The sequence below is a fragment of the Rhodococcus sp. UNC23MFCrub1.1 genome (assembly GCF_000686025.1).
Taxonomy (GTDB): domain Bacteria; phylum Actinomycetota; class Actinomycetes; order Mycobacteriales; family Mycobacteriaceae; genus Rhodococcoides.
In genome coordinates this window covers 269,298-295,475 of record NZ_JMLQ01000003.1, presented here as the reverse complement: position 1 = coordinate 295,475, position 26,178 = coordinate 269,298, and the positions used below count along the sequence as shown (strand labels likewise).

Annotated in this window: 29 protein-coding genes and 4 tRNA genes; 11 read left to right on the top strand and 22 right to left on the bottom strand. The window is 69.3% G+C overall.

The features are described 5' to 3' along the window. Positions 1 to 67: 67 nt before the first annotated feature. From ruvB to BR07_RS0109355, 6 genes are all read right to left on the bottom strand, one after another. The gene (gene ruvB, locus BR07_RS0109380; RefSeq protein WP_051613269.1) at positions 68 to 1,105 is read right to left on the bottom strand and encodes a Holliday junction branch migration DNA helicase RuvB; all 1,038 of its coding nucleotides are present in this window, start codon (positions 1,103 to 1,105) and stop codon (positions 68 to 70) included. A 41-nt stretch (positions 1,106 to 1,146) separates the two neighbouring features. Further along, positions 1,147 to 1,749, bottom strand: coding sequence for a Holliday junction branch migration protein RuvA (gene ruvA / locus BR07_RS0109375; protein WP_027505227.1), 603 nt, complete (start codon positions 1,747 to 1,749; stop codon positions 1,147 to 1,149). Next, the gene (ruvC, locus tag BR07_RS0109370) at positions 1,746 to 2,342 is read right to left on the bottom strand and encodes a crossover junction endodeoxyribonuclease RuvC (protein WP_027505226.1); all 597 of its coding nucleotides are present in this window, start codon (positions 2,340 to 2,342) and stop codon (positions 1,746 to 1,748) included. The genes ruvA and ruvC overlap by 4 nt, the downstream gene beginning before the upstream one ends. Before the next feature lie 107 nt (positions 2,343 to 2,449). Next, a complete protein-coding gene (locus tag BR07_RS0109365) occupies positions 2,450 to 3,205 on the bottom strand; it encodes a YebC/PmpR family DNA-binding transcriptional regulator (protein WP_027505225.1) in 756 nt (251 codons plus the stop codon). A 41-nt stretch (positions 3,206 to 3,246) separates the two neighbouring features. Then, positions 3,247 to 3,870: a pyridoxal 5'-phosphate synthase glutaminase subunit PdxT gene (gene pdxT, locus BR07_RS0109360; RefSeq protein WP_027505224.1), complete on the bottom strand. Its 624-nt coding sequence runs from the start codon at positions 3,868 to 3,870 to the stop codon at positions 3,247 to 3,249. Continuing rightward, positions 3,867 to 4,718: an acyl-CoA thioesterase gene (locus BR07_RS0109355; protein WP_027505223.1), complete on the bottom strand. Its 852-nt coding sequence runs from the start codon at positions 4,716 to 4,718 to the stop codon at positions 3,867 to 3,869. The genes pdxT and BR07_RS0109355 overlap by 4 nt, the downstream gene beginning before the upstream one ends. 135 nt (positions 4,719 to 4,853) lie before the next feature. Here BR07_RS0109355 and BR07_RS0109350 point away from each other — a divergent pair, with 135 nt between their 5' ends. Continuing rightward, positions 4,854 to 5,465: a hypothetical protein gene (locus BR07_RS0109350; RefSeq protein ID WP_197027759.1), complete on the top strand. Its 612-nt coding sequence runs from the start codon at positions 4,854 to 4,856 to the stop codon at positions 5,463 to 5,465. A gap of 31 nt (positions 5,466 to 5,496) precedes the next feature. Here the strand turns inward: BR07_RS0109350 and pdxS are convergent, their stop codons facing one another. The 10 genes from pdxS to BR07_RS0109300 form a co-directional block, all read right to left on the bottom strand. Then, positions 5,497 to 6,432 carry a pyridoxal 5'-phosphate synthase lyase subunit PdxS gene (pdxS, locus tag BR07_RS0109345; RefSeq protein ID WP_051613209.1) on the bottom strand — a complete coding sequence of 312 codons (936 nt, stop codon included), beginning with the start codon at positions 6,430 to 6,432 and terminating at the stop codon, positions 5,497 to 5,499. A 96-nt stretch (positions 6,433 to 6,528) separates the two neighbouring features. Further along, positions 6,529 to 7,545, bottom strand: a complete 1,017-nt coding sequence (locus tag BR07_RS0109340; protein WP_027505221.1) for an NUDIX hydrolase — start codon at positions 7,543 to 7,545, stop codon at positions 6,529 to 6,531. Further along, entirely contained in the window at positions 7,545 to 8,669 is a 1,125-nt protein-coding gene (locus BR07_RS0109335; RefSeq protein ID WP_027505220.1) for a glycosyltransferase family 4 protein, read from the bottom strand. The genes BR07_RS0109340 and BR07_RS0109335 overlap by 1 nt, the downstream gene beginning before the upstream one ends. Continuing rightward, positions 8,666 to 9,580 carry a phosphatidylinositol mannoside acyltransferase gene (locus tag BR07_RS0109330; RefSeq protein WP_027505219.1) on the bottom strand — a complete coding sequence of 305 codons (915 nt, stop codon included), beginning with the start codon at positions 9,578 to 9,580 and terminating at the stop codon, positions 8,666 to 8,668. Before BR07_RS0109330 ends, BR07_RS0109335 begins: the two co-directional genes overlap by 4 nt. Beyond that, entirely contained in the window at positions 9,577 to 10,260 is a 684-nt protein-coding gene (pgsA, locus tag BR07_RS0109325) for a phosphatidylinositol phosphate synthase (protein WP_027505218.1), read from the bottom strand. Before pgsA ends, BR07_RS0109330 begins: the two co-directional genes overlap by 4 nt. Positions 10,261 to 10,267: 7 nt before the next feature. After that, positions 10,268 to 10,828, bottom strand: a complete 561-nt coding sequence (locus tag BR07_RS0109320) for an HIT family protein (RefSeq protein ID WP_027505217.1) — start codon at positions 10,826 to 10,828, stop codon at positions 10,268 to 10,270. Next, complete coding sequence (thrS, locus tag BR07_RS0109315) at positions 10,825 to 12,888, bottom strand: threonine--tRNA ligase (RefSeq protein WP_027505216.1); 2,064 nt, start codon at positions 12,886 to 12,888, stop codon at positions 10,825 to 10,827. The genes BR07_RS0109320 and thrS overlap by 4 nt, the downstream gene beginning before the upstream one ends. Positions 12,889 to 13,025: 137 nt before the next feature. Then, the gene (locus tag BR07_RS23960) at positions 13,026 to 13,781 is read right to left on the bottom strand and encodes a (2Fe-2S)-binding protein (RefSeq protein WP_051613208.1); all 756 of its coding nucleotides are present in this window, start codon (positions 13,779 to 13,781) and stop codon (positions 13,026 to 13,028) included. Then, positions 13,760 to 14,197: a TIGR02611 family protein gene (locus BR07_RS23955; protein WP_051613207.1), complete on the bottom strand. Its 438-nt coding sequence runs from the start codon at positions 14,195 to 14,197 to the stop codon at positions 13,760 to 13,762. The genes BR07_RS23960 and BR07_RS23955 overlap by 22 nt, the downstream gene beginning before the upstream one ends. A 150-nt stretch (positions 14,198 to 14,347) precedes the next feature. Next, positions 14,348 to 14,419 (bottom strand) — tRNA-Val (locus BR07_RS0109300). A gap of 236 nt (positions 14,420 to 14,655) precedes the next feature. Between BR07_RS0109300 and BR07_RS0109295 the strand changes: the two genes are divergently transcribed. The 3 genes from BR07_RS0109295 to BR07_RS0109285 all read left to right on the top strand — a co-directional run bounded on the left by BR07_RS0109295 (position 14,656) and on the right by BR07_RS0109285 (position 14,945). Further along, a tRNA-Gly gene (locus BR07_RS0109295) sits at positions 14,656 to 14,728 on the top strand. A gap of 50 nt (positions 14,729 to 14,778) precedes the next feature. Next, positions 14,779 to 14,849: transfer RNA gene (locus BR07_RS0109290), tRNA-Cys, on the top strand. A 21-nt stretch (positions 14,850 to 14,870) separates the two neighbouring features. After that, a tRNA-Val gene (locus tag BR07_RS0109285) sits at positions 14,871 to 14,945 on the top strand. 46 nt (positions 14,946 to 14,991) lie between these two features. On the opposite strand, the gene BR07_RS27340 is transcribed toward BR07_RS0109285, so the two are convergent. Beyond that, positions 14,992 to 15,234, bottom strand: coding sequence for a hypothetical protein (locus tag BR07_RS27340; protein WP_162246765.1), 243 nt, complete (start codon positions 15,232 to 15,234; stop codon positions 14,992 to 14,994). 196 nt (positions 15,235 to 15,430) lie between these two features. Between BR07_RS27340 and BR07_RS23950 the strand changes: the two genes are divergently transcribed. Then, entirely contained in the window at positions 15,431 to 15,727 is a 297-nt protein-coding gene (locus BR07_RS23950) for a hypothetical protein (protein WP_162246766.1), read from the top strand. A 3-nt stretch (positions 15,728 to 15,730) separates the two neighbouring features. Continuing rightward, the gene (locus BR07_RS0109270; RefSeq protein ID WP_027505214.1) at positions 15,731 to 16,267 is read left to right on the top strand and encodes a GNAT family N-acetyltransferase; all 537 of its coding nucleotides are present in this window, start codon (positions 15,731 to 15,733) and stop codon (positions 16,265 to 16,267) included. Between the two features lie 22 nt (positions 16,268 to 16,289). Here BR07_RS0109270 and zapE read toward each other — a convergent pair whose 3' ends face one another. Further along, positions 16,290 to 17,300 (bottom strand): cell division protein ZapE, encoded by a 1,011-nt coding sequence (zapE, locus tag BR07_RS0109265; RefSeq protein ID WP_027505213.1) that lies wholly within the window; start codon positions 17,298 to 17,300, stop codon positions 16,290 to 16,292. 25 nt (positions 17,301 to 17,325) lie between these two features. Here zapE and BR07_RS0109260 point away from each other — a divergent pair, with 25 nt between their 5' ends. The 4 genes from BR07_RS0109260 to msrB are packed head-to-tail and all read left to right on the top strand — an operon-like array spanning position 17,326 to position 21,400. After that, positions 17,326 to 18,090 carry a pyrimidine reductase family protein gene (locus BR07_RS0109260; protein WP_081821184.1) on the top strand — a complete coding sequence of 255 codons (765 nt, stop codon included), beginning with the start codon at positions 17,326 to 17,328 and terminating at the stop codon, positions 18,088 to 18,090. A 4-nt stretch (positions 18,091 to 18,094) separates the two neighbouring features. Next, the gene (locus tag BR07_RS0109255) at positions 18,095 to 19,672 is read left to right on the top strand and encodes an alpha/beta hydrolase (RefSeq protein ID WP_051613205.1); all 1,578 of its coding nucleotides are present in this window, start codon (positions 18,095 to 18,097) and stop codon (positions 19,670 to 19,672) included. A gap of 21 nt (positions 19,673 to 19,693) precedes the next feature. Beyond that, on the top strand, positions 19,694 to 20,968 hold the full coding sequence (locus tag BR07_RS0109250; RefSeq protein ID WP_155956979.1) for a glycosyltransferase family 87 protein: 1,275 nt from the start codon (positions 19,694 to 19,696) through the stop codon (positions 20,966 to 20,968). A gap of 9 nt (positions 20,969 to 20,977) precedes the next feature. Then, positions 20,978 to 21,400, top strand: a complete 423-nt coding sequence (msrB, locus tag BR07_RS0109245) for a peptide-methionine (R)-S-oxide reductase MsrB (protein ID WP_027505209.1) — start codon at positions 20,978 to 20,980, stop codon at positions 21,398 to 21,400. Here the strand turns inward: msrB and BR07_RS0109240 are convergent. Continuing rightward, a complete protein-coding gene (locus tag BR07_RS0109240; RefSeq protein WP_027505208.1) occupies positions 21,378 to 21,878 on the bottom strand; it encodes an SRPBCC domain-containing protein in 501 nt (166 codons plus the stop codon). The genes msrB and BR07_RS0109240 overlap by 23 nt on opposite strands. A gap of 111 nt (positions 21,879 to 21,989) precedes the next feature. Here BR07_RS0109240 and BR07_RS0109235 point away from each other — a divergent pair, with 111 nt between their 5' ends. Then, entirely contained in the window at positions 21,990 to 22,448 is a 459-nt protein-coding gene (locus BR07_RS0109235) for a MaoC family dehydratase (RefSeq protein WP_027505207.1), read from the top strand. On the opposite strand, the gene BR07_RS23945 is transcribed toward BR07_RS0109235, so the two are convergent. The 3 genes from BR07_RS23945 to hemQ are packed head-to-tail and all read right to left on the bottom strand — an operon-like array spanning position 22,439 to position 26,160. Then, the gene (locus BR07_RS23945; RefSeq protein WP_051613204.1) at positions 22,439 to 24,736 is read right to left on the bottom strand and encodes a molybdopterin-dependent oxidoreductase; all 2,298 of its coding nucleotides are present in this window, start codon (positions 24,734 to 24,736) and stop codon (positions 22,439 to 22,441) included. The two genes, BR07_RS0109235 and BR07_RS23945, sit on opposite strands and share 10 nt — an antisense overlap. A gap of 36 nt (positions 24,737 to 24,772) precedes the next feature. Further along, positions 24,773 to 25,468: an HAD family hydrolase gene (locus tag BR07_RS0109225; protein WP_037185352.1), complete on the bottom strand. Its 696-nt coding sequence runs from the start codon at positions 25,466 to 25,468 to the stop codon at positions 24,773 to 24,775. Beyond that, positions 25,465 to 26,160 carry a hydrogen peroxide-dependent heme synthase gene (hemQ, locus tag BR07_RS0109220; RefSeq protein WP_027505205.1) on the bottom strand — a complete coding sequence of 232 codons (696 nt, stop codon included), beginning with the start codon at positions 26,158 to 26,160 and terminating at the stop codon, positions 25,465 to 25,467. Before hemQ ends, BR07_RS0109225 begins: the two co-directional genes overlap by 4 nt. Positions 26,161 to 26,178 lie beyond the last annotated feature (18 nt).

Below are 26,178 nucleotides of genomic sequence, written 5' to 3'. Positions count from 1 at the left end.
CCACGTTCGGCCGGGCGATCGGGCGTGTCGACCGCCCGAAACGCCGGGATCGTCCGGATCCACCGGCTCAGGTCTCGTCGAAGAGCATGCGTTGCGGCTCGTTCGTCCGCACCGAGATGCCGCCGACCGCGAGATCCGGCGGGGGTGTGAGACCCATCCGCTCCCACGCGGCGGCCGTGGCCACCCGACCGCGCGGCGTCCGCGCGATCATGCCCGCGCGGACGAGGTAGGGCTCGCACACCTCTTCCACGGTGGCCGGTTCCTCCCCGACCGCGACCGCGAGCGTCGAGACCCCCACGGGCCCGCCGCCGAAGCTGCGGACGAGTGCGCCGAGTACGGCCCGGTCGAGGCGATCGAGGCCGAGCTCGTCCACGTCGTAGACCTCGAGCGCCGCCCGGGCGACCTCGAGTGTCACGCGGCCGTCGGCACGCACCTCGGCGTAGTCCCGCACCCGGCGCAACAGGCGGTTGGCGATACGGGGTGTGCCGCGCGATCGTCCCGCGATCTCCGCGGCAGCATCCGCCTCGATGCGCACTCCGAGGATTCCCGCAGACCGCGTCAGGATGCGCTGCAGTTCACGGGGGTCGTAGAAGTCCATGTGCGCGGTGAAGCCGAAGCGGTCACGCAGCGGGCCGGTGAGGGCGCCGGACCGAGTGGTGGCACCGACGAGCGTGAACGGTGCGACGTCGAGCGGAATCGAGGTGGCGCCCGGCCCCTTACCGACGACCACGTCGACGCGGAAGTCCTCCATCGCCAGGTACAGCATCTCCTCGGCCGGCCGCGCGATGCGGTGGATCTCGTCGATGAACAGCACGTCACCCTCGACGAGGTTGCTCAGCATCGCCGCGAGGTCTCCCGCTCGTTCGAGGGCCGGCCCGGACGTCAGGCGCAGCGCCGAGTTCAGCTCCCCCGCGATGATCATCGCCATGCTGGTCTTGCCGAGTCCGGGCGGACCGGACAGCAGGATGTGGTCCGGTGTTCCGCCGCGTTGCGTCGCGCCCTGCAGGACGAGCTGCAGTTGCTCCCGCACGCGGGGCTGACCGATGAAGTCGTCGAGCGACTTCGGCCGCAGACTCGCATCGAGATCGCCGTCGTCCGGCACCATCTCGGCGGTGACCAGTGAGTCGTCCGTGCCGTCCGGGTCCGTCACCGCGACCTGCCCAGGCTCACCAGGGCCGAGCGCAGAGCCTGCGCCGTTCCGACGGCGGGGTCGTCTGCCAGCACGGCATCGACGGCGGGCTCGGCCTGCTTGGCCGGGAACCCGAGGCCGAGCAGCGCCTCGACCACCTGATCACGCACCGGGCCCGACGAGTGGCCGGGTGCGGCGACACCGGCCGGACCGGACACCACCGCGTCCACCTTGTCGCGCAGTTCGACCACGAGACGCTCGGCACCGCGCTTGCCGATACCCGGTACCCGCATCAGGGCCGTGACGTTGCCGTCGGTCAGCGCGGTGCGCAGCGCATCGGGTTCGAGGACGGCGAGCACGGCCATGGCGAGCCGGGGACCGACGCCGGACACCGTCTGGAGCAGGCCGAAGAGATCGCGCGACGTGGCGTCCGCGAAGCCGTACAGCGTCATGGAGTCCTCGCGCACGATCATCGAGATGACCAGGCGCGCCTCGGTTCCGCGAGAGAGCCCGGCCAGCGTCGCCGGCGTCGCATTGACGCGGTAGCCGATGCCTGCCGCTTCCACCACCGCGTGGTCGAGGGCGATCTCGAGCACCTCGCCCCGTACCGAGCTGATCATCGCGGCTGCGCTCCCGTCCTCGCGGCGGCCCGCACGGCCGCGCGCTGCTGCTTCAGTTTCTTCTCGTACGCGGCCTTCGCCGCGGCTGCCTGCGCCTCGGCGGCGGCCATCCGCGCCATCATGGGTGCCCGCCAGCAGTGACAGATCGCCAGGGCGAGAGCATCGGCGGCGTCGGCGGGGCGGGGGGCCTGCTGCATGCCGAGAATGCGGGTCACCATGGCCGTCACCTGAGCCTTGTCCGCGGTGCCGTTCCCGGTGACCGCGGCCTTGACCTCGGACGGGGTGTGGAAGGCGACCGGGATACCGCGCCGGGCGGCCGCGAGGGCGATCACTCCCCCGGCCTGCGCGGTGCCCATCGCGGTGCGCACGTTGTTCTGGGAGAACACCCGCTCGACGGCGACCACCGTGGGCCGGTGGGTGTCCAGCCAGTACTCGGCGGACTCGGCGATCAGGAGGAGTCGCTGCGCCAGCTCCATGTCGGCCGGCGTCCGCACCACGTCGACGTCGAGCGCCGTGACCGCTCTGCCTGCGCCGGACTCGACCAGGCTCAGTCCACACCGGGTCAGCCCGGGGTCGACTCCCATGACACGCAACGCCCACTCCCTCACCGGATTCGGCCGCTCCGGACCTTCGAACACGTAGAACTGTTGTTCGATACCTTAGCGGCGAGTGGGTGACGAGTGTGGGCGGCGCGCTGGAGTCAGTCCTCGTCGAGCTGCGCGAGCACCTCGTCGGACAGATCGACGTTGGACCACACGTTCTGCACGTCGTCGCTGTCCTCGAGCGCGTCGATCAGCTTGAACACCTTGCGCGCTCCGTCGACATCGACGGGCACACTGACGGACGGCTGGAAGCTGGCCTCGGCGGAGTCGTAGTCGATGCCCGCCTCCTGCAGCGCGGTGCGCACGGCGACGAGGTCGGTCGGCTCCGAGACCACCTCGAAGGTGTCCCCGTTGTCGTTGACCTCCTCGGCGCCGGCGTCGAGCACGGCCATGAGGACGTCGTCCTCGGACTGGCCGTTCTTCTCCAGCGTGACGACGCCCTTGCGGGAGAACAGGTAGGACACGGAACCCGGGTCGGCCATGTTGCCGCCGTTGCGAGTCATCGCGACACGGACCTCGCCGGCCGCGCGGTTGCGGTTGTCGGTGAGGCACTCGATGAGGACGGCGACACCGTTGGGTCCGTAGCCCTCGTACATGATGGTCTGCCAGTCGGCGCCGCCCGCTTCCTCACCGGCGCCGCGCTTGCGCGCACGCTCGATGTTGTCGTTGGGCACCGAGGTCTTCTTCGCCTTCTGGATGGCGTCGTACAACGTGGGGTTACCGACGGGGTCACCACCACCCGTGCGCGCGGCGACCTCGATGTTCTTCACCAACTTGGCGAAGGACTTCGATCGGCGGGCGTCGACGACAGCCTTCTTGTGCTTCGTGGTCGCCCATTTGGAGTGGCCGCTCATCGGCAATAGCCCCTTTCGTACCGGCAGAGAACGTGCCTATCTTACGCGGGCGTGGACGAGGTCCTTCGCTCCCGCACCATGTCGGCGAACAGGGCGTGGACCCGGCGGTCCCCCGTGACCTCGGGGTGGAACGACGTCGCGAGCACGTCGCCCTGCCGCACGGCGACGACGCGGCCCGCCGCGGGACCCTCCGGGACGGTGGCCAACACCTCGACTCCGTCGCCGACCCGCTCGACCCACGGCGCCCGGATGAACACGGCACGCATCGGCTCGCCGCCCACCCGAGCGACGTCGAGGTCGGTCTCGAAGGAGTCGACTTGACGACCGAAGGCGTTGCGCCGCACCGTGATGTCGAGGCCGTCGAGATGCACGGCATCCGGGGTGGTGTCCAGGATGTCGGAGGCCAGCAGGATCATGCCGGCGCAGGACCCGTAGGCGGGCATACCGGCGGCGAGGCGCTCGCGGAGCGGATCGAGGAGATCGAAGATCCGCAGCAGCTTCCCCATCGTGGTCGACTCGCCGCCGGGCAGCACCAGACCGTCGACGGCGTCGAGTTCCTCGGGACGGCGCACCGTCACCGCGCTCGCACCGGCGGCAGTGAGCGCCTCGAGATGCTCTCGCACGTCACCCTGCAGCGCGAGCACTCCGATCGTCGGAGCTGTCACCGTGACGTCTCGAGGCCCGGCGTGTGCTGCGCCGAGCGGTCGTAGCGCATCAGACCCTCCTGCGTGACGGCCGCGACCATACGGCCCTGACGGTCGTAGATCCGTCCCTGGGTCAACGCGCGGCCGAGGCCGGCGGAGGGCGACGTCTGGTCGTACAGCAACCACTCGTCCGCACGGAACGGGCGCAGGAACCACAACGCGTGATCGAGCGACGCGGTCTGCGTGGCGACGTCCTCGTGCGGGACCTTCGCCGAACCCAGAAGCGTCATGTCCGACATGTACGCCAGAGCGCACACGTGGAAGACCTGGTCGTCCGGCAGCGGATCGCGGTATCGGATCCAGACCTGTTGCTGCGCAGCAAGACTGGAGCTCCGGGTGATGCGGTCCTGCGGGACGAGGCGCACGTCCCACCGGTTCCACTCCTTGTAGAACATCTTCTGCCGCAACGCCTCGTCCTCGGCGACGTCGGGGAGGTCCTCCGGACCCACCACTGCCGGCATCCGGTCCTGATGCTCGATGCCCTCGTCCTCCACGTGGAACGACGCCGACATCGTGAAGATCGCCTTGCCGTCCTGGATGCCCGTGACCCGACGCGTGGCGAACGACCGACCGTCGCGGATGCGGTCGACCGTGAAGACGGTGGGCTCGTTCGGGTTTCCGGGGCGCAGGAAGTATCCGTGCAGCGAGTGCACGCGGAACGCGGGATCCACCGTCTTCGCCGCGGACACCAACGACTGCCCGGCGACCTGGCCGCCGAACGTGCGCTGCAGCTGACTCGGGACGGAACTCCCGCGATAGATGTCGTTCTCGATGCGCTCGAGCTCGAGGATCTCTTCGATTCCGGCCATGATCACCCTTTCCGGTCGGGACAGACGGGACCTGCCCCGCGAGTACGGCAGAAGTGTCGCAGAATCGGGCCCCGGAACGACACTTCGGCCGTACTCGCGGGGGGCGGAGGCGGCGCGTCGGGCAGGATCGAGGCCGTGCCCCGCTTCTCCCCCACCACTCCCGACGCGGTGGTGGACCACGTCGTGGACCGCATCGACGCCGTCGACGGACGGTGTGTCGTGGCCGTCGACGGTGCGGACGCCGCCGATCCGGTGGCCTTCGCTCAGCGCGTCGTCGCCCGGCTCCGCGCGGACGGCCGCGCCGCCGATCTCGTCTCCCTGCACGACTGGGTGCGGCCCGCGTCGCTGCGACTCGAGTACGGGCACGAGGACGAACTCTCCTACCGCACCCTATGGTTCGACTACGACGCACTGACGCGCGAGGTGATCACGGCGGTGCGCACGCGCGATCAGTGGTTGCCCGCGCTGTGGGACGAGCGGTCCGATCGCTCCGCTCGCGCTCGGCCGCGAACGGCGGCGCAGAATCAGGTGGTGGTCGTCGCGGGCCCCATGCTGCTGGGGCGTGGCCTCGATCTCGACGTCACGGTGGCGCTGACGCTCACCGAGCGCACCGCGTCGCGCCTCACCCCGGAGGACGAGCGCTGGACGGTGCCTGCCCTGACGGCGCACGCGGAGCACGGCGAACGGGCGGACGTCGAGGTGCGGATGGACCACCCCGACCGCCCGGCCCTGCTCGTCGAGCGCTGACCACCCCCCGCAGACCGGAGGTGGTGTCAGATCACCAGCCGCGCTCGGCGAGGCGGTGCGGCTGCGGGATCTCGTCGACGTTGATGCCGACCATGGCCTCGCCCAGGCCGCGGGAGACCTTGGCCAGCACGTCCGGGTCGTCGAAGAAGGTGGTCGCCTTGACGATGGCGGCGGCGCGCTGCTCGGGGTTGCCGGACTTGAAGATGCCGGACCCGACGAAGACACCCTCGGCACCGAGCTGCATCATCATCGCGGCGTCCGCCGGGGTGGCGATGCCACCGGCGGTGAACAAGGTGACGGGGAGCTTGCCCGCGCGGGCGACCTCGACGACGAGATCGTAGGGAGCCTGCAGCTCCTTCGCGGCGACGTACAGCTCGTCCTCGGGCAGCGACGTCAGGTGGCGGATCTGGTCACGCAGGGTGCGCATGTGCGTGGTCGCGTTGGACACGTCACCGGTGCCGGCCTCGCCCTTCGAGCGGATCATGGCCGCGCCCTCGGTGATCCGGCGCAGCGCCTCGCCGAGGTTGGTCGCACCACAGACGAAGGGAACTGTGAACTTCCACTTGTCGATGTGGTTCGCGTAGTCGGCGGGTGTCAGCACCTCGGACTCGTCGACGTAGTCGACGCCGAGGCTCTGCAGGATCTGTGCCTCGACGAAGTGGCCGATGCGCGCCTTCGCCATGACGGGGATGCTGACCGAGGAGATGATGCTGTCGATCATGTCGGGATCGCTCATCCGCGAGACGCCGCCCTGTGCGCGGATGTCCGCGGGCACCCGCTCGAGAGCCATGACGGCGACGGCGCCGGACTGCTCGGCGATCTTCGCCTGCTCGGCGGTGACCACGTCCATGATGACGCCACCCTTGAGCATCTCTGCCATACCGCGCTTGACGCGAGCGGTTCCGGTGGACGGAGTGGCGTCCTGCTCGGACGGGAGGGTGGTGGTCACGGTGATCTCCTCAGGCATGCGGGAATGTGTGCACCGCGAGCCTAGGCTCGGCTGGACCTCGTCGCGATAACCACTTCGACCGCACTGGCCCGCTATGGCTGCCATCACACCAGGTCAGTGGATGGCGCGCACGTCCGGATCGGTGCGGAGAGCCAGCACCGTGTCCGCCTCGTCGAGCAGCTCCGCCATCGCGCGCGGATAGACCGCGTCGCCCGAGGCGGCCAGTGACCGGATCTCGTCCGCCGTGCACCAGCGATGCCCGGTGACGACGCGACGCTCGAGCTCCGTGAAGCCCGTGCGCACCGGCTCGAACGCCTCGGCGCGGAGAGCGAAGAACAGCTCCTCCGACCGGATCACGACACCGTCGAAGGAGAACGTCGCGGTCCGACGCCACATGGGCCCGCGCAAGTCCTCCGCCGAGGCGACCATGCCGGTCTCCTCGCGCAGTTCGCGAACGGCGGCGTCGCGCAGGGTCTCCCCCACCTCGACGCCCCCACCGATGGTGAACCAGAAGTGCACGTCGGGCACCGACGGATCGTGACCCCGCAGCAGCAGCACGCGGCCGCGCCCGTCGAGCAGCACGACGCGCGCCGAGGTCCGGGTCGACGCGCCCTCGACCTCCTCGAGGGTCGCCTCGCTCTCGGAGAGCTCGAAGTAGGTCGGCATCGCGGCCGTCCCGCCGAGTCGGAGCAGGCGGACGGGTCGACGCGATCGCAGTGCGACGGTGTCGCGGACCGCGTCGTTGTGGAACCGCCGGGCGATCTGCACCCGCGCCTCCGCGTCGGCGAGTTCGGAGATCATCTGCGGGTTCAGCCGGGCGAGGTCGATGCGGCCGAGCGCGACGGACACCGCGTTCTCGGCGCGCTCCCGGTCGGCACGTTCCGCCCGTTCCGCCCGATCCGCGAGCGTCGTCAGGGTGCGGCTCTCCACCGATCCCGGCGCGTCCAGGGCGGCGGCGACCGCACGTGTCACCACCGACCGACGGGCCAGGGCGGCCTCGAGGGACTGCCAGGACCGGTCCGAGCGCACGTGCAGTCGGTCGAGACGGTGCGCCGTCGAGTACGCCCACAGGCCGAGGAGCAGGACCAGCAGTGCCACGACCACGACGGCGGCGGCCACCCAGAACGTCATCAGTCGATCACCTTCACCGTGCGACCGGCCACCGCGACCGCTTCGTACACCCGGACGATCTGCTCCGCCACGACGGGCCAGTCGTAGGACACGGCGGCGCGGCTCGCCTGGCGCACCAGGTCGGCCCGCTCGTCGTCGTTCGACAGCACGCGGATCACCGCGTCCGCCATGGCCTCGGAATCTCCCACCGGGAAGAGCACACCGGCCGTGCCGTCCCGCAGCACGCGGCGGAACGCGTCCAGATTGCTCGCGACCACGGGCGCGCCCGCGGCCATGGCCTCCACCAGCACGATGCCGAAGCTCTCGCCGCCGGTGTTCGGAGCACAGTAGATGTCGGCGCTGCGCAGTGCCGACGCCTTCTCGGCGTCCGTCGTCTGGCCGAGGAAGCGGAAGTGCTTCGCCAGATCGCCAGCCTCTCGGCACAGCTTCTGCTCGTCGCCGCGGCCCACGACCAGCACCTCGATGTCCGGGAACACCGCGGCGATGGGCCGGAGCGCGGCCAGCAGGGTCTGCATGCCCTTGCGGGGCTCGTCGTAGCGGCCGATGAACACCAGCGTCCGGCCCGGCCGGGGATACCCGGGCAACAGGGGCGCCGTCGCGAACGCGGGGACGTGGACCCCGTTGGGGATCTCCACCGCATCGGACCCCAGAGCCTCCACCTGCCACCGTCGCGCCAGCTCCGAGACGGCGATGCGCCCGGCGATCTTCTCGTGATACGGGCGCAGCACACCCTGGAAGGTGCTCAGCAGCAACGACTTCGTGGTCGAGGCGTGGAACGTGGCCACGATCGGACCGTCCGCGATCTTCAGCGACAGCATCGACAGACTGGGCGCGTTCGGCTCGTGGATGTGCAGGACCTCGAACTCGCCCTTCTCGATCCACGCCCGGATGCGGGTGTAGGTCACCGGACCGAACGCCAGGCGCGCCACCGAGCCGTTGTACGGGAAGCTCAGGGCCTTGCCCGTCGAGACGACGAAGTCGGGCAGCGCCGTCTCGTCGCTCGCCGGGGCCAGGACGCTGACACGGTGACCGCGCTGGATCAGTACCTCGGCCAGTTCCGCGACGTGCGCCTGCACGCCACCCGGGACGTCGAACGAGTACGGGCAGACGATGCCGATCTTCACCGGTCGGCCTCACCGGTCATGCGGTCACGCCGGCCCTGCGAGAGGTCGTCCCACCACAGCGGCTGCAGCATGTGCCAGTCGGCCGGATGCGCGGCGATGTTGGCGGCGAAGTGGTCGGCGAGCGACTGGGTGGCCTGCTCGACGCCGGCGGAGACGTCGATCGGGGGCTCGATCGAGAAACCCCAGCCGGTGGGGGTGAACCAGCAGTGCACCGGGAGCAGAGCCGCACCGGTGTTGATCGCGAGACGCGCGGGCCCGGCCGGCATGCGGGTCGGCTCCCCGAAGAACGTGACGGGCACCCCGTGGCGGGCGAGGTCGCGCTCACCGAGGAGGCACACGACCTTTCCGTCTCGCAGGCGCTCGGAGAGTTGCTCGAACGGCGGGCGTTCGCCGCCGCTCAGCGGGAAGATCTCGAACCCGAGGGACTCGCGGTACGCGACGAAGCGTTGGTAGAGCGACTCCGGCTTCAGCCGTTCGGCCACCGTCGTGAACTGGCCGCGGGTGCGCGTGAGCCAGACGCCCGCCATGTCCCAGTTCCCGCTGTGCGGGAGCGCGAGCACGGCGCCGCGGCCGGACGCCAGCGCCGCGTCCAGATGTTCCTGGCCGACGACGGTGTCGTCGATGGCCGCGGCCTGGGCCGCGAGATCCATGGACGGCAACCGGAACGCCTCGCGCCAGTACCGCGCGTAGGAGCGCACCGACGCCTGCACGAGGTCGTCCGGTACCGCGTCCGCGGTGGTGCCCAGCACGCGGGCGAGGTTGCGGCGCAGCTGCTCCGGTCCTCCGTTGCGGCGCGCGGCGAGGTCGGCGCCGGCGTCGAAGAGTCGGGTCGCGACGCCGTCGGGCAGCGCCCGGACGACCCGCCATCCGGCGATGTATCCCGCGGCGCCGAGCCGCTCCGACAGACTCATCCAGCCGTGCTGTCCGGCTCGATCCGGTTGGCCTTCGGCTGGATCGGAATGATGTCGCGGGCACCGGCGGAGTTGCGGACGGCCAGTACACGCTGGAACACCGTGACGATGCTCGCCGCGGCCAGAAAGTACGTCGCGACGGGCAGAGCGAACTGCAGCCAGGTGAGATCGGCGAGTTGGCCGATGCCGGTGAGCCCGGATCCGACGAGGACGATCACCAGGCGGTCCGGACGTTCGATCAGGCCACCGTCGGCGGACAGTCCGCTCGCCTCGGCACGGGCCTTGGCGTAGGAGATGACCTGCGACGTGACCAGACACACGAGCATCGCGACGAACAACGGCCGATCGTTCTGGTGGAAGACCGCCCACCACGACAACCCGGCGAAGATGGCGCCGTCGGCCACGCGGTCGCACGTCGCATCGAGCACGGCGCCGTACTTGCTGCCGCCGCCCCGCGCACGTGCCATCGCACCGTCGAGCATGTCGAACATGACGAACAGCCAGATCACCAGCGTGCCGACGAACAGATGGTCCGCGGGGAACAGCGTGATCGCGGCGACGACGCTCGCGACGGTGCCGATGATGGTGACGGAGTCCGGCGTGAGACCCGTGCTGTTGAGGGCGCGGCCCAGCGGCGCGGTGACCTTGGACGCCGATGCCCTACCGAAGATGCTCAGCACGACGGAGTCAGTCCTTCCACGCGGCGGCGAGCAACGCGCGAGTGTCTCGGAGGAGTTGCGGCATGACCTTTGCACCGCCGATGACGGTGATGAAGTTGGCGTCACCGCCCCACCGCGGGACGACGTGCTGGTGCAGGTGCTCGGCGAGCGAACCGCCTGCGGGCGCACCGAGATTGAGCCCGACGTTGAACCCGTGCGGGCGTGAGACCCGCTTCATCGTGCGGATCGCGTGCTGCGTGAACCGCATCAGCTCCACGCTCTCCTCGTCCGTGAGGTCCTCGAGGTCGGCCACCTTGCGGTACGGCACCACCATCAGGTGACCCGGGTTGTACGGGTAGAGATTCAGCACCGCGTACACGTGCTCTCCGCGCGCGACGATGAGCCCGTCCTCGTCCTCCAGCGTGGGAATCTGGGTGAACGGCTCCGACGCCATCTTGTCGTCGACCTTCGGAGCCGTCGCGATGTAGGACATCCGGTGCGGCGACCAGAGCCGCTGAAGGCGGTCCTCGTCACCCGTCCCGGTGTCCACGATGGCTCCCGCGTCGGCGGTGGCGTCGTCCTCGCTCATGCTCCGTCACTCCCGCCGGGGATGGTGTCGAAGGTGTCCGCCGTCGGGGACTCGTTGCGGCGCTGCGCCACCCAGGAGGCGACCGCCGTGACCGCGTCGTCGACGGGGACACCGTTGATCTGGGTGCCGTCGCGGAAGCGGAAGCTCACCGCACCGGCATCCGCGTCGTTCTGCCCGGCCAGCAGCATGAACGGCACCTTCTGCGTGGTGTGGTTGCGGATCTTCTTCTGCATGCGGTCGTCACTGGCGTCGACCTCGGCGCGGATGCCCGCCTTCCGCAGCGCGGCGATCACACCGAAGAGGTGGTCCGCGTACGCCTCGGCGACGGGGATGCCCACCACCTGCACGGGGGCGAGCCACGCCGGGAAGGCACCCGCGTAGTGCTCGGTCAGCACACCGAAGAAGCGTTCGATGGAACCGAACAGTGCGCGGTGGATCATGACGGGGCGCGTCTTCACACCGTCGCTACCGGTGTACTCGAGGCCGAAACGATCGGGAAGGTTGAAGTCGAGCTGAATGGTCGACATCTGCCATGTCCGGCCGAGCGCGTCCTTCGCCTGCACCGAGATCTTGGGTCCGTAGAACGCGGCGCCGCCCGGATCGGGAACGAGGTGCAGCCCGGAGGCAGCGGCGACCTCGGCGAGGGTGGCGGTGGCCTCCTCCCACACCTCGTCGGAGCCGATGGACTTGTCGGGGTTACGGGTGGAGAGCTCGAGATAGAAGTCGTCGAGGCCGTAGTCCTTCAAGAGTCCGAGCACGAAGTTCAGCGTGTTCGTGAGCTCCTCGTGCATCTGCTCGCGAGTGCAGTAGATATGAGCGTCGTCCTGCGTCATACCGCGCACACGGGTCAGACCATGGATGACGCCCGACTTCTCGTAGCGGTAGACCGACCCGAACTCGAACAGCCGCAACGGAAGTTCGCGGTAGGAGCGGCCGCGGGAGTCGAAGATCAGGTTGTGCATCGGGCAGTTCATCGGCTTGAGGTAGTAGTCCTGGCCGGGCTTGCGCACCGTGCCGTCCTCGGCGAGTTCCGCGTCGAGATGCATCGCGGGGAACATGCCGTCCTTGTACCAGTCGAGATGACCGGAGACCTCGTACAGCGTGCTCTTGGTGATGTGCGGTGAGTAGACGAACTCGTAGCCCTGCTCGACATGGCGCTGGCGCGAGTAGTCCTCCAGCTCCTTGCGCACGATGCCACCCTTGGGGTGGAAGACCGGCAGGCCGGATCCCAACTCGTCGGGGAAGCTGAACAGATCGAGCTCCGACCCCAGCTTGCGGTGATCGCGACGCTCGGCCTCCGCGAGGAGCTCGAGGTACGCGTCGAGCGCCTCCTGCGACTCCCAGGCGGTGCCGTACACGCGCTGTAGATCGGCCTTCGACTGATCGCCGCGCCAGTACGCGGCCGAGCTGCGGGTGAGCTTGAACGCCGGGATGTACTTGGTGGTGGGCACGTGCGGTCCGCGGCACAGATCGCCCCACTCGCGATCGCCGGTCCGCGGGTTCAGGTTGTCGTAGGCGGTGAGCTCTCCCCCGCCCACCTCCATGACCTCGGGATCGTCGACCGAGCCCTTGTCGTCGACGAGTTCGAGCTTGTACGGCTCGTCGGCCAGCTCGGCCTTGGCGGCGTCGAGGGAGTCGTAGACGCGCCGCGAGAACCGCTGACCACTCTTGATGATCTGCTTCATCTTCTTCTCGAGCTTGGTCAGGTCCTCCGGAGTGAACGGGTTCTCCACGTCGAAGTCGTAGTAGAAGCCGTTCTCGATGGGCGGGCCGATGCCCAGCTTCGCGTTCGGGAACATCTCCTGGACCGCCTGGGCCAGCACGTGCGCGGCCGAGTGGCGGATGACGCTACGGCCGTCCTCGCTGTCGGCGCGCACGGGCTCGACCTCGGTGTCCGCCTCGGGCGCCCACGACAGGTCGCGGAGTCGACCCTCCTCGTCCCGGACCACCACGATGGCGTCCGGCCCCTTGTTGGGAAGGCCGGTGTCGCGCAGCGCCGTTCCGGCGGTCGTCCCTGCGGCCACGCTGATGCGAGGTGCGAGGACAGCGGAATCGGGCATGCTCACGGTGATGCGCTCCTACGGACGTGGGTCGGTGCCGCCCGGGTGGGGCGGCGGCGACAGGTGTGGGTCGGGTGTCGTGCACAGCGTATCGGCATCGGGGACGCGGCAGACACCTCGCCCGAACGCCTGGCGCGTCAGAGAAGCGCCGACCACCGTCGGGCTCTGTCCTCGGGGGTGCGACGCGGACAGCTGACGCACATGTCGACCCCGGCCTCGAAGACCAGACAGCACGATCCACGACGGACTACACGGCGCGAGTGCGCATCCGGCGCACTCGCAGTCGCCGGTGTGACGATCGCGTCCGCCGTCACGTCCACGAAACGCGGTTCGGGGAACCGGTGCGTCCGAGCCTGCGACGTGAGGAGCCGCGCCATCGCGGTGGCGTCGGCCACGCGTCCGAGTGCGGAGGCCACGTCGAGCACCCGGTTGGCCACGGAGTCCGAGGCGATCGCCCACAGGCTCGGTGCGGACAGCCCCGGCACGCGCTGTGCGAGCCCCCCGACCAGGCGCTCGACCAGGTCCGCCACGACTGTGCCCGCCGACGTCGCCACCGTGGGCGACATCAGTGCGGCAACGGTCCCGGTGTCGCCGATGGCCACCACCGCATCGGGAGCCGTCGGGTCGACGCAGTGCCCGGTGACGAGCATCTGAGCGCCGAGGACCAGAGCGAGCGTCGAGCTGGAGCCGTACCACCACAGCGTCGCGCACGTGGTGTCCGAGACGTCGGGCCACCGCGCGGCGGACCGAGCCAGTGCGACGTCCAGCAGCGCTGGATCGGGGATGTCCCAGCCGTCCCCGGGCGGGACCACCATGAGGTTCGCGGTCCACGGCAGCGCCTTCGCGGTGCGCGTGACGACGTCCGCGGCGGTCAGAGTGGGCTCTGCAGCCACGCCCAGTCCAGGCCCACCCAACCGGCGACCAGCTCGAGGGCGCCGAGCAGCCACAGCGTGGCGAGCACGACCACGGTGGTCAACAGTGCGCCGAGTCCCTTGACGACGATGTTCTGCCGACCGAACCACTCCATGAACGTGTCGTACCGGGCCCGCACCCAGTGCAGGACGGTCTTGGCCCACGCGAACTCCGAGGCGAGGATGCCGAGACCGGCGAAGACGATGAGCCATCCGGGACCGGGATACGGGATGGCGACGATGCCGAGGGCGAGGACGACGGTTCCCACCGCGGCCACCGCGATGCGGTACGCACGATCCACGGTCGGGCGCGAGGCGATGCCGTCACGCCACTCGCGGTACCGGCTGCGCTCCTCGCGCCCGCGGCTGCCGCGCTCACGCGATCCGGAGTCCGTCACCGCGGACGGGTCGGCAGTCGCTGCGCGCTCTGCGGGGGCGACCCTGTCTGCGGGGGCCTTGTCGGTACTCACCAGGTCACCATACCCGGGGACACCGACCTCGGAACGGCGAAAGGCCCCCGCTGCAGCGAGGGCCTGTCGTCTTCTCTGTGGTCCCGGCTGGGATCGAACCAGCGACCTTCCCGGTGTGAACGGGACGCTCTTCCACTGAGCCACGGGACCGGGCCGCGTGCGAGCACGCCGTCCGAACGAGGGGAAACGTTAACACGTCCCCGAGGGTGCTCCCAACACGGACCCCGACCCGCGCCGGCCACCGCTGCGGCCGACCGACCCTGCGGCGGTCGTGACAGGAGTGACGGCAGGGAAACACGGTGTGAACAGCGGATTTGTGACTTCCGGCCGACGTGGGCTAATGTTTCGAACCGCACCACGGAGGCGGAAACGCCACCGAGGAGTGTGCGGACGTGGCGCAGCTGGTAGCGCACAACCTTGCCAAGGTTGGGGTCGCGGGTTCGAATCCCGTCGTCCGCTCGAGGGTATCGAGTCCCCCGGTTATCACGAGCCGGGGTTCTCGTCACCACGGTGGAGTGGCCGAGTGGTGAGGCAACGGCCTGCAAAGCCGTGCACACGGGTTCGATTCCCGTCTCCACCTCGTCACCCGTCACCGGGTCCCGCGCGATTAGCTCAGCGGGAGAGCGCTTCCCTGACACGGAAGAGGTCACTGGTTCAATCCCAGTATCGCGCACCACCACACGAAGCCCCCGTCCTCGGACGGGGGCTTCGTGCATTCCGCCTCATCCCACTCGGTACCGCTCGAACAGCTCGTCGAGGTGCCGCGTCGTCGTCTCGTCGTCGACGTAGTCCACCTCGTCGCGCGTCGTCACGTGCACGTGATCGTGGGCGTACTGGATCCACTCGAAATCCGCCACCAGCTGATCGCTGCCGTACGCGCCCGCCTCGTCGACGGCCTTCTGAACCGCTGCCTTGACCCGGTCCACGCGACCCGTGAAGTACTGCACCGTCATCTGTTCGCTCATGTCGATCCTCTCGTCGTCGCCACGCTGCGGCGTCGTGACCCCGCGCCATCGTTCGTCGTTCATCCTCCGCCTACCCGATCGTCCGGTGTCGTGAACGACACGTCTCGGACGTCGGGAGTGAGAAGACACAACGGCGATCGCCCGCCGATCACCCGAATCGCCGTGTGCGTCCGGCGCAGGGTGATTGACTTGCCTCATGCCTACCTGGGGTTGGTTCGTCGTGGCTCTCGTGGTCATCGATCTCGCCGTCGTCGTCACCTGGTTCGCGCTGCGACACCGCACCGCCGCCGCACGGACCGAGACCGTCGACCGTCATCCCGTCGACGCCGAGACGCACACCGCCGTGGCCGCTCTTGTGCACGCGCGCAAGCCGGCGCAGGCGATGTCGCTGCTGCGCGATCGCACGGGAATGCCTCTGCGACAAGCGAAGAACGTAGTAGACGCCGTGGAGGCGACGGACCGCCCCCACGCCGCCCACCCTCGATCGGCCTGACGGGTGGCGACACAGCCCACGAGACGCGCCACGCACGCCGACGTGCCGGCCCTCGCCGATCTGGCGGGACGGACCTTCCCCCTGGCGTGTCCACCCGGAACGCTGCAGGAGGACATCGACCATTTCGTGGCGACCGTGCTGTCGGAGTCGGCGTTCCGCACCTACCTCGACGACGACGAGCGCATCGTGCGGGTCGCTCCGCAGGGCACGGCACTGGTCGGGTACACGATGCTGATCCTGTCGGCGTCGACCGACCCGGACGTGTCGAGCGCCCTCACGGCCACGGACGCCGTGGAGGTGAGCAAGATGTACAGCGACCCCGCCGCCCACGGCACGGGAGTTGCTGCAGCACTGATGGAGTCGGCCGCGGACGAGGCTCGACGGCTCGGACGCAGCGCGCTGTGGCTCGGAGTGAACCAGCAGAACGCCCGCGCGCTGGCGTTCTATCGGCGCAGCGGTTTCCGGCAGCTGGGAGAGAAGCGTTTCGCGCTGGGAGCCGTGCTGCACGAGGACTTCGTCATGCAGCGCGACCTCACCTGACGCCGACTCGGACGGTAGCGACTCAGACGGAGGCGAAGCGCGAGAGCGCCAGCAGACGCGACGTCGCGCGCAGGTACTTCTTCCGGTATCCGCCCTGGAGCATCTCCTCGGTGAAGAGCTCGTCGAGCTTCGCACCCGACACGGTGACCGGCGTACCCGCGTCGTACAGGCGGTCGGCCAGCACGACGAGGCGCAGCGCCACGGACTGGTCGGGTGCCGCGTGGACGTTCTCGATGAAGACGGCCGTGACACCCTCGATCAACTTCCCGTAGCGCGACGGGTGCAGGGTGCTCAGATGCTTCACCAGCGCGTCGAAGTCGTCGAGCGTCGATCCCTCGACGGCCGCCGCGGCGGCTTCGATCTGGTCCGCGCCGATCGGATCCGGAGCCGGGGGCAGGTCGCGGTGTCGGTAGTCGGGACCGTCGACACGAATGGACTCGAAGATCGAGCCGAGCTTCTTGATCTCTCGCAGGAAGTCCTGAGCGGCGAAGCGACCCTCGCCCAACTGGCCGGGCAGCGTGTTGGACGTCGCGACGATGGAGACGCCCTTGGCGGCCAACTCGGTGAGCAACCGAGACACCAACATCGTGTCGCCCGGATCGTCGAGCTCGAACTCGTCGATGCACAGCACGCTGTGACCGGACAGCTCGTCGAGCGCCTTCGTGAATCCGAGAGCTCCGACGACGTGCGTCAACTCGACGAAGGTGCCGAACGCCTTGGGCTCCGGCGACGCGTGGAAGATCGACGCCAGCAGGTGGGTCTTGCCGACGCCGAACCCACCGTCGAGGTACAGACCTGCGCCGGAGGCCGGCGTCTTCTTGCCGAACAGACCGCGCTTCCCGCCCGACCGGATCTTCGCGACCTTGCCGGCGAACTCCTCCGCCTTGCGCACGGCCTCGGCCTGCGTCGGCTCGTTCGGGTCCGGGATGTAGGACGCGAAACTCACGTCGTCGAACATCGCCGGCGGCACCATCTGGGCGATCAGCTGGTCGGCGGGCACCACGGGATCGCGGTCGACGAGGCGTTGTGGCATGGGACGAGGTTAACGACGTGGTGTGATGGCTTTTGTGCAGCGTATCGATAATGGGACCTACCTCACAGTGACCGACGACGATCTCACCGATCTCTACGCGTATCCGGCCGAGCTCCACTCCCCCTGGATCCGCGTCAACTTCGTGGCGGGCATCGACGGTGCGGTGTCGCAGGACGGGGTGTCCGGTGGGCTGGGGACCCCTGCTGACAAGGCGGTCTTCGGCGAGCTCCGCTCGCTCGCCGACGCCGTCCTGGTGGGATCGGGCACCGTCACGGCAGAGAACTACGGCGGTGTGGAGGTGTCCGACGCGGTGCGCGCCGCGCGCACCGCGCGGGGTCAGAGCGAGGTCCCTCCGATCGTCGTGGTGACCGGCTCCGCGAGCGTCGATCCCGAGTCGACGGTGGTGACGGGCGCGGAGGTGCCGCCGATCGTGCTGACCACCTCGCACGCGCCCGAGGACAAGGTGCAGGCACTGCGCGACGCCGGGCTCACCGTCGTCCGCGCCGACGGCGACCTCACCGGCGACGTCGTGGTCGCGCTGCTGCAGGACCTCGGCCTGCAGCGAGTGCTGTGCGAGGGCGGGCCCGGACTCTTCGGGTCGCTTCTCGCCGCGGATGTCGTCGACGAGGTCTGCGTGACCACCTCGCCCACCCTCAGCGCCGGGACCTCGGGCCGGATGGCGACGTCCGATGCCGCCGTCGACCGCCCGATGACCCCGGGCCACATCCTGCTCGACGACGACGGGACCATCCTGGTGCGCTGGGTACGGGCGCGCGAGATGGCACGCTGAACGTATGCAGATGTCGAGGTTCGGGTCACGGCTCGCCGCCCTGACGGCCGTCGTCGTGGTCGCCGCCGCGTGCGGGGCCGGACCGTCGACCCGTCCGGACGTGGCGATCGAGGGTGGATCGGCCGGGTCCGACGGCGGGCCCGCGACGACCGAACCCACCGACGAGGGGCCACGTCCTCTCGAGGCACCGGTCACCGACCTGAACTGGACCGACTGCACGGCCCGCACCACCGCTGCTCGCGGGGTCACGGCCGCGCCCGGAGTGCTGGTGGACTGCGCGACCTTCCCCGCTCCCATCGACCGCACCGTCGCCTCGGACGGCACGTTCGAACTCTCCGCGGTCCGCGTGCGCACGGCCGCCACGCCGGCGGACGCGGCGCCGCTGGTCTACACGTCCGGCACCGATCGACCGTCGTCCGCGGACATGGCGGCGCTCGCCGCGCAGCCGGACACCGCGCTCCTCGACGCCCACCCGATCGTCGGTGTCGATCGGCGCGGCATCGGCAACTCCGCGCCGTTCGACTGCTACTCGGGTGCCACGTCCACCCGCGACGCGCTGACCGACCTCGGGCAGTACTCACCCGGCACCGACGCGGCGGACAAGGTCGCGACCCTCGCCCGCGACGCGACGATCGCGTGCACCGACTTCCTGCTTCCCGAGGCACTCATCTTCGGGGTCACCAACAGCGCCGACGACCTCGAGGCGCTCCGGGAGGCGTGGGGAGTGCGTGCCCTGTCGCTCCTGGGATCGGGCAACGGCGCCCTCGTCGCGCTCGGGTACGCGGCCGCGTACGGCGACCACGTCGCCCGCCTCGTGCTCGATTCCCCCACCAGCGTCATCACCGACGCCGTCACCAGCGCCGAGCAGACCGTGCGCGGGGAGGAGGCCGCCCTGACGGCGTTCGCCACCCGATGCGCCGCCGTCGGATGCTCGCTCGGGGCGGATCCGCGCTCACAGGTGGTGGAGCTGTTCCGCCGCGCCGACGCCGGTGATCTCGCACCGCTGTCCGGTGCCACCGTTCGACAGGCAGTCGTCCACCTGCTGGCGTATCCGTCCACCGCCGACGGCGCCGCGCGGGTGCGCTCCACGTCGGACACGGTGGCAGGTGCGCTCGCCGGGAACACCACCGCACTCGACGACGCGGTCGACGAGGTGCGTGCCCTGACCGAGACCGACGGTCATTTCGTGAGCCGCTGCACCGACGGCCAGCAGTGGCCCGCACCCGACCGGGTCCGGGAGCTGCAGACGTCGTGGTCGGGCCAGTACCCGGCCTTCGGTGCGACGGCGGCGTTGAACCTGCTCACCTGCTCGGCGTGGCCGGCGACCACCCCGCCGCCCGTCCCCTCCACCCTGGGGCTCCCGGTCCTGGTGCTCAGCGGGAACGCCGACGCCGTCACCGGTACGGAGCCGCTTCCGGCGGTCACGGGAGCGTTGGGCGCGGCCGGCGCGGCCACCACGACGATCACCTGGGACGGCATCGGACACCCCGTGTCGGTGGGCTCGGGGTGCGGGCGCGCGGCCGTCGCGGCGTACCTCGAAACGGGCGACGTGCCGGAAGGCGGTAATGCGTGTCCGGCCTAGTTGCCGGGGTACCGTCTCCGGGTGTCGTTCCGTCATCTCGAACCGCGAACTGGTGAGACCACCGCGCAGGTGATCCGTTTCGCGTTGTGGCCCATCGCCATCCTGACGGTCCTCAATCGCGTGATCGTCAAGGCCGTCAACGGCAACATCACCGACGATTTCCGCCCGGTCTACAACGCCGCGTTGGCATTTCTGAACCGGCGCGAGGTCTACACGGCGAACTTCGACTCGGTCGACCCGCACTATCTCTATCCGCCGAGCGGGACGCTGATCATCGCGCCGCTGGCCGTGCTGGACCCCGAGCGCTCGCGCTGGTTGTTCATCGGGGTCAACGCCGTCGCCGTGATCGTCGCGCTCTACCTGCTGCTGCGCATGTTCCAGCTCGGCCTGTCGTCGGTGGCCGCACCGGTGGTGCTGCTCGCCGCGTTCTCCACCGAGACCGTCACCAACACACTGATCTTCACCAACATCAACGGCCTGATCCTGCTCGGCGAAGTGCTGTTCATGATGCTGCTGTTGAGGCGGCACCCGTACTGGTCGGGCGCCGCCATCGGCCTGACCATCGCCGTCAAACCGACTCTCGCACCGCTGCTTCTGCTGCCGCTCGTCCGCAAGGAGTGGCGGGTCTTCGTCACCGCCGTCGGTATCCCCGTCGTTCTGACGCTGCTCGCCCTCCCGCTGTCGGTCGACCCGATGGCCTTCGTCTCCCACACGGTGCCGTACCTCCTCGAGACGCGGGACTACTTCAACAGCGCGATCGTCGGCAACGGCCTCTACTACGGACTGCCCACCGCGCTGGTGCTCGCGCTCCGCGCCGTGTTCGCCGTGATGGTGCTCGTGTCCCTGTGGCTGCTGTGGAAGTACTACCGCCACGACGAACTGTTCTTCGTGACCACTGCGGGTGGGCTGCTGCTGGTCGCATCGTTCCTGCTCGCGTCGCTCGGCCAGATGTACTACTCGATGATGCTGTTCCCGCTGATCATGTCGGTGGTGCTGCGCAACTCGGTGATGCGCAACTGGCCGGCGTGGCTCGCCGTATACGGGTTCCTCAGCTATGACAGCTGGCTCGTCGGCCGCTTCCCGGAGTTCGGGCGCTCCATCGAGTACCTCCGCACGACGTGGGGTTGGTCGCTGATCATCGTCGTGATCTTCGCCGTGCTCGTCGGTCGCTATCTCACCGCGCGCCGCGAGGGCCGGCTGGACGGCGGCATCGATCCGGCGTTCCTGCTCGACGAGAACACGACCTCACCGAAGCCTGTACCTGCGACGACAGCGGGAACCGCGGCCACGCATTAGCGTGGAGGCATGAGTTCCGCACCAGAGAAGAAGCCCACGTTCGAGCTGTCCGACGACGAGTGGCGTACCAAGCTCACCGCAGCCGAGTACGCAGTGCTGCGCAAGGCCGGCACCGAGCGGCCGTTCGTCGGCGAGTACACCGACACCACCACCGAGGGCGTCTACAAGTGCCGCGCCTGTGACGCCGAACTGTTCCGCAGCACCGAGAAGTTCGAGTCCCACTGCGGGTGGCCGTCCTTCTTCGATCCCAAGGACACCGACGCCGTGATCCTGAAGGTCGACCGGTCGATGGGCATGAAGCGCACCGAGGTCCTGTGCAGCAACTGCCACAGTCACCTCGGCCACGTCTTCGAGGGCGAGGGGTACCCCACCCCGACCGATCAGCGGTACTGCATCAACTCGATCTCGCTCACGCTGGAGCCGAAGGGCTGAGTGAGCCGTAGTACCCACACTGGGACGGGTGGTAGTCGTCGAAGGACGGCGACCACCCTTCCGTGTGTGTGGAGACCAGCATGTCGAGGTAGTACTCCCATCCCGGGCCGATGTCCTCGAGGCCGTCCGTCGTCGTCAGGTGGTGCCGGAACATCAGCGTGGTCCCGTCTCCCGTGGTCCTGAGCGTCACGTCGAACGTCCATCCGTCGGACTCCAGTGCGAGATACCTCGGCGCGTCACACGCCAGGATCGTCAGGTCGGAGGCAGGTGCGTTCTCCTCGAACCCCATCGTCACCCGCACGGTGCTGCCGGCTCCCGGCGTTCCCTCCCAGCTGCCGTACCACCGCGCGGTGCGCTCACTGACGGTGAGACTGTCCCAGACGTCGTCGATCGGTACGTCCAGGACGCGCTCCAGCACGAGATCGACACCCGTCTCGGCGCGCTCGAGTAGGCCGGTGGGTTCCGGGTGGGACATCATCGGCGCATCGTACTGCGCTCGTCCTGCACACAGGCCGGGTCCGCAGGGCCGGATGTGGCGCCCCGACAGAGGTTCTGTGCAGAACGGCTCGCCGCCGCTAGTGTCGGCTCCATGCGTACCTTCACGTCCGCGGACGACATCGTGTCCGCCCTCGGCGAGACCATCGGCACCAGCGACTGGCTGGAGATCACGCAGGAGCGCGTGAACCAGTTCGCCGACGCCACCGGCGACCACCAGTGGATCCACGTGGATCCCGAGCGCGCCGCGAAGGAGAGCCCCTTCGGTGGTCCCGTCGCCCACGGGTACCTCACGCTGTCCCTGCTGCCGGCCCTGTCCTGGCAGACCTACACGGTCGAGAACTCCACGATGGGAGTCAACTACGGCAGCAACAAGGTTCGCTTCGTCAATCCTGTGCTCGTCGGGTCGCGCGTTCGTCTGACGGCCGTCCTCGCCGCAGCAGATCGGCTGGAGGGCGGAGCGGTGCAGATGACCGTCGACTCGACCATCGAGATCGAGGGTGCGACGAAGCCCGCGCTGGTCGCCCAGGTCATCAGCCGCGTCTACTTCTGACGCACGTCCCCACGATCGACGAACTCCGGCTGATCGTGCGCGCGGATCGGCGGCAGTTCGCCGGTCCACTTCTGGACGTCCACCAGGACGTGCTGGCCGGTGGACCCCTGCGCGAGCGACGACGTGCCGCGGTCGGCGGTGAGCACGTTCGGGTTGCCGTGCACGCACATCGAGCGCGGGTCCGACGGATCGAGCGGGTCGTACCAGGCGCCGGTCGACAGTTGCACCACGCGCTCGCGCAGGCGATCGTCGACGACGAGCCCCGCGAGGCACGAGCCACGGTCGTTGAACACCCGCACCACCTCGCCGTCGCGGAGTCCGCGCGCTGCGGCGTCCGCGGGATGCATCCGCATCGGTTCCCGGCCCTGAATCTTCGACGCGAGGCTCACGGCCCCGTGATCGAGTTGGCTGTGTAACCGGGTCCGCGGTTGGTTCGCGATCAGGTGCAGCGGGAACGCCTGTGCGCGTTCACCGCCCAGCCACTCGTCCGGTGCGTACCACCGTGGGTGTCCCCCGCAATCGGCGTAGCCGAACGACTCGATGTCGGCCGAGAAGATCTCGATGCGCCCGCTCGGTGTCCGCAAGGGGGCCCGCTCGGGATCGTCGCGAAAATCGGACAGCAGCGTCAGACCGTCCTCGGTGTCCATCCGGAACGTTCCCTCGGTCCAGAACTCGTCGAACACCGGCGGCGTCACCCGCCCCGCATCGGACACGAAACGTCGCCACTGGTCGTAGAGGTGCCGCAGCCAGTCCGCGGACGAGCGACCTTCCGTGAAGTCGTACTCGACGCCGAGCTCTCGCGCGAGCAGCGCGAAGGTGTCGTAGTCGTCGCGGCTGTCGGCGAAGGGCGGGACGGCGGCCTGCATCGCCACGAGCAGCGGGTCGTTGCGGGTGCAGCTCAGGTCGTCGCGTTCGAGGGTCGTCGTCGACGGCACCACGAAGTCGGCGTGTCGTGCCATCGGTGTCCAGTACGGCTCGTGCACCACGATGGTCTCGGGGCGAGCCAGCGCGGTGCGCAACCGGCCGATGTCCTGGTGGTGATGGAACGGGTTGCCGCCGGCCCAGTGCAGCAGCCGGATGTCCGGATACGTCGACGCGGTGCCGTCCGCGTCGTACGGCCCACCAGGGTTCAACAGCATGTCCGAGATCGCGGCGACCGGAATCGACGTCGACACACCGTTGATGCCCTGGGGAAGCGTGGGCAGCGGATACGGCACGGGTGCCAGGCCGGGTTCGTTCATCGACCCGTAGCCGTGGCCGAAGCCCGCGCCCGGCACACCGACGCCGCCGAGCATCGCGGCGAGCGTGAGACCCATCCACGGCGCCTGCTCACCGTGGCGGATGCGCTGCAGTGACCAGGTGACGGTGACCAGCGTGGTGGCGCGAGCCATGCGCCGCGCCAGGGCGGTGATGTCCGACGCCGGGACCCCCGTCAGGTTCTGCGCCCACTCCGGTGACTTCGGGACACCGTCGGTCTCGCCGAGCAGGTAGCGCTCGAAGACGTCGTACCCGGTGGTGTACCGCTGCAGGAACGCGGTGTCGTGCAACCCCTCCGAGGCGAGCACGTGTGCCAGCCCCAACATGAGGGCGACGTCCGACCCCGGTACGGGTGCGATCCACTCCGCCGCTCCGTCCGTGTCGTCACGCAGCGGCGAGATCGAGACGATCCGGCCGCCGCGCGCACGGAGGCGATGCAGCGCGTCGCGTGTCGGATGATCGCTGGTGCCACCGTGATTGACCGACGTGTTCTTCAGCGGAACGCCGCCGAACGCGACCAGTAGATCGGTGTGCTCGGCGATCACGTCCCACGAGGTGGAGCGCGAGAACATCTTCCAGTGCGTCCCCATGACCCGCGGCATGATCGTGCCGGTGGCGCCGAGGGAGTAGCTGCCCACCGACCGCGTGTAGCCACCCAGGGTGTTCAGGAACCGGTGAACCTGACTCTGCGCGTGGTGGAACCGGCCCGCGCTGCCCCACCCGTACGACCCGCCGAAGACGGCCTCGTTGCCGTGCTCGCGCACGACTCGACGGAGCTCGCCGGCGAGCAGGGGGAGGAACTCGTCCCACTCCATCTCGACGAACGCATCGGCGCCACGCGCGGTGGACGGTCCGGGGCCGTTCTCGAGCCAGCCCCGACGCACCGCCGGTCGACGGATACGCGAGCGATGGGTCACCGACCCGGGAACGTTGCCCAGGATCGGGGACGGATCGGCGTCGCCCGTCGGCGGACGGACCGCGACCACGTCCCGGCCGTCCGTGTCGGCGGTGTACATACCGAAGTGGGCCATGTGCTGCACCCCACGGCGCGCGGACGTCACGGCGCCCTACGCGAGCGCGAGACCGTGCGCCGCCACGGCGTCGAGCAGAGCCGACGGTCGTTCGGACGTCGGCAGTGGATCGAGCAGCGCGAAGGACATACCGAGCGCCTGCGCTCCGCCGTCGGCCTCCTCGCTGTCGCCGACCATCAGGCACGAGGCCGGGTCGACGCCCAGAGCGTCCACGGCGGAACGGAAGATCGCGGCATCGGGCTTGACGGCGCCCACCTCGAACGACAGAGCGTAGTGCGCGACGGTGTCGTGCACGCCGAGCAGATCGAACGCCGCGCGCAGATCGAACGCGATGTTGCTGACCACCGCCACGGGAACGCCGCGATCGGCGAGGCCGTGCAGCACTCGCGCCGTGTCGGGGTACGGCGTCCACGAGGACGGGTCGATCACTTTGTCGTACAACGCCTCGGCGTGCTCGACGCGGTGCACACCCGACGCCTTCAGCACTGCCAGGTAGGCGGCCCGGTGCATCGCGGGGTCGAGATCGCGAGCCTCCCAGGCCCGGTGGCCGTCGTCGTCCAGGGTGACCACCGACCCGACGGGCTGGGTCATGCGGCGCATCAACTCGGCCTGGAGATGACCGTCGATCTGCTCGTCGTCGCCGACACGCAGATCGGTGAACCAGCTCTCGTCCTCCTCGAGACGGAACAGCGTGCCGGAGAAGTCGAAGAGCACCGCGGCCGGCGTGGTCACGGTAGTGACTCGACGAGCGCCTCGACCGTCACCCGGGGTCCGCTGAAGAACGGAACTTCCTCCCGCACATGACGTCTGGCCTCGGTCGCACGCAGATCACGCATCAGGTCGACGATGCGGTCCAGCGTCGGAGCCTCGAACGCGAGAATCCACTCGTAGTCGCCCAGGGCGAACGACGGGACGGTGTTGGCGCGCACGTCCTTGTAGCCGCGTGCCGCCTTGCCGTGGTCGGCGAGCATCGTGCGACGCTCCGCGTCGGGCAGCAGGTACCAGTCGAGCGAGCGGACGAACGGGTACACGCAGATGTAGGCGCCCGGCTCCTCGCCGGCGATGAAGGCCGGGACGTGCGACTTGTTGAACTCCGCGGGGCGGTGCAACGCGGCGTTGCTCCAGAACGCGTCGCACGCGCGGCCGAGAGCCGTGGACCGACGGAAGCGCGCGTACGCCGCCTGCAGGTCCTCGATCTTCTCCGCGTGCCACCAGATCATGAAGTCGGCGTCGGCGCGCAGTCCGGCCACGTCGTAGATCCCGCGCACCACGACGTCGGTCTCGTCGAGACCGTCGAAGAACGCGCGGGCCTCGGCGAGCACCGCCTCCCGATCTTCACCGAGGGCGCCCGGCCGAGCCGTGAACACCGAATGCATCGAGTAGCGCAACGTGGAATTGAGTGCTTCGAAATCGAGACGTGCCATGACACCCATCGTGCCACC

Excerpts from the sequence above, each read along its gene's own strand:
- zapE (WP_027505213.1), bottom strand. The coding sequence starts at position 17,300 with ATGCCACAACGCCTCGTCGACCGCGATCCCGTGGTGCCCGCCGACCAG.
- hemQ (WP_027505205.1), bottom strand. The coding sequence starts at position 26,160 with ATGGCACGTCTCGATTTCGAAGCACTCAATTCCACGTTGCGCTACTCG.
- BR07_RS27340 (WP_162246765.1), bottom strand. The coding sequence starts at position 15,234 with ATGAGCGAACAGATGACGGTGCAGTACTTCACGGGTCGCGTGGACCGG.
- thrS (WP_027505216.1), bottom strand. The coding sequence starts at position 12,888 with ATGCCCGATTCCGCTGTCCTCGCACCTCGCATCAGCGTGGCCGCAGGG.
- BR07_RS0109365 (WP_027505225.1), bottom strand. The coding sequence starts at position 3,205 with ATGAGCGGCCACTCCAAATGGGCGACCACGAAGCACAAGAAGGCTGTC.
- BR07_RS0109355 (WP_027505223.1), bottom strand. The coding sequence starts at position 4,718 with ATGGCCGGAATCGAAGAGATCCTCGAGCTCGAGCGCATCGAGAACGAC.
- BR07_RS23945 (WP_051613204.1), bottom strand. The coding sequence starts at position 24,736 with ATGGCCCACTTCGGTATGTACACCGCCGACACGGACGGCCGGGACGTG.
- ruvA (WP_027505227.1), bottom strand. The coding sequence starts at position 1,749 with ATGATCAGCTCGGTACGGGGCGAGGTGCTCGAGATCGCCCTCGACCAC.
- BR07_RS0109330 (WP_027505219.1), bottom strand. The coding sequence starts at position 9,580 with ATGAGTCTGTCGGAGCGGCTCGGCGCCGCGGGATACATCGCCGGATGG.
- pdxS (WP_051613209.1), bottom strand. The coding sequence starts at position 6,432 with ATGCCTGAGGAGATCACCGTGACCACCACCCTCCCGTCCGAGCAGGAC.
- BR07_RS0109260 (WP_081821184.1), top strand. The coding sequence starts at position 17,326 with ATGGCTTTTGTGCAGCGTATCGATAATGGGACCTACCTCACAGTGACC.
- BR07_RS0109240 (WP_027505208.1), bottom strand. The coding sequence starts at position 21,878 with ATGATGTCCCACCCGGAACCCACCGGCCTACTCGAGCGCGCCGAGACG.
- BR07_RS0109320 (WP_027505217.1), bottom strand. The coding sequence starts at position 10,828 with ATGAGCGAGGACGACGCCACCGCCGACGCGGGAGCCATCGTGGACACC.
- BR07_RS0109235 (WP_027505207.1), top strand. The coding sequence starts at position 21,990 with ATGCGTACCTTCACGTCCGCGGACGACATCGTGTCCGCCCTCGGCGAG.
- BR07_RS23950 (WP_162246766.1), top strand. The coding sequence starts at position 15,431 with ATGCCTACCTGGGGTTGGTTCGTCGTGGCTCTCGTGGTCATCGATCTC.
- ruvB (WP_051613269.1), bottom strand. The coding sequence starts at position 1,105 with ATGGTGCCGGACGACGGCGATCTCGATGCGAGTCTGCGGCCGAAGTCG.
- BR07_RS0109340 (WP_027505221.1), bottom strand. The coding sequence starts at position 7,545 with ATGACGTTCTGGGTGGCCGCCGCCGTCGTGGTCGTGGCACTGCTGGTC.
- msrB (WP_027505209.1), top strand. The coding sequence starts at position 20,978 with ATGAGTTCCGCACCAGAGAAGAAGCCCACGTTCGAGCTGTCCGACGAC.
- BR07_RS0109255 (WP_051613205.1), top strand. The coding sequence starts at position 18,095 with ATGCAGATGTCGAGGTTCGGGTCACGGCTCGCCGCCCTGACGGCCGTC.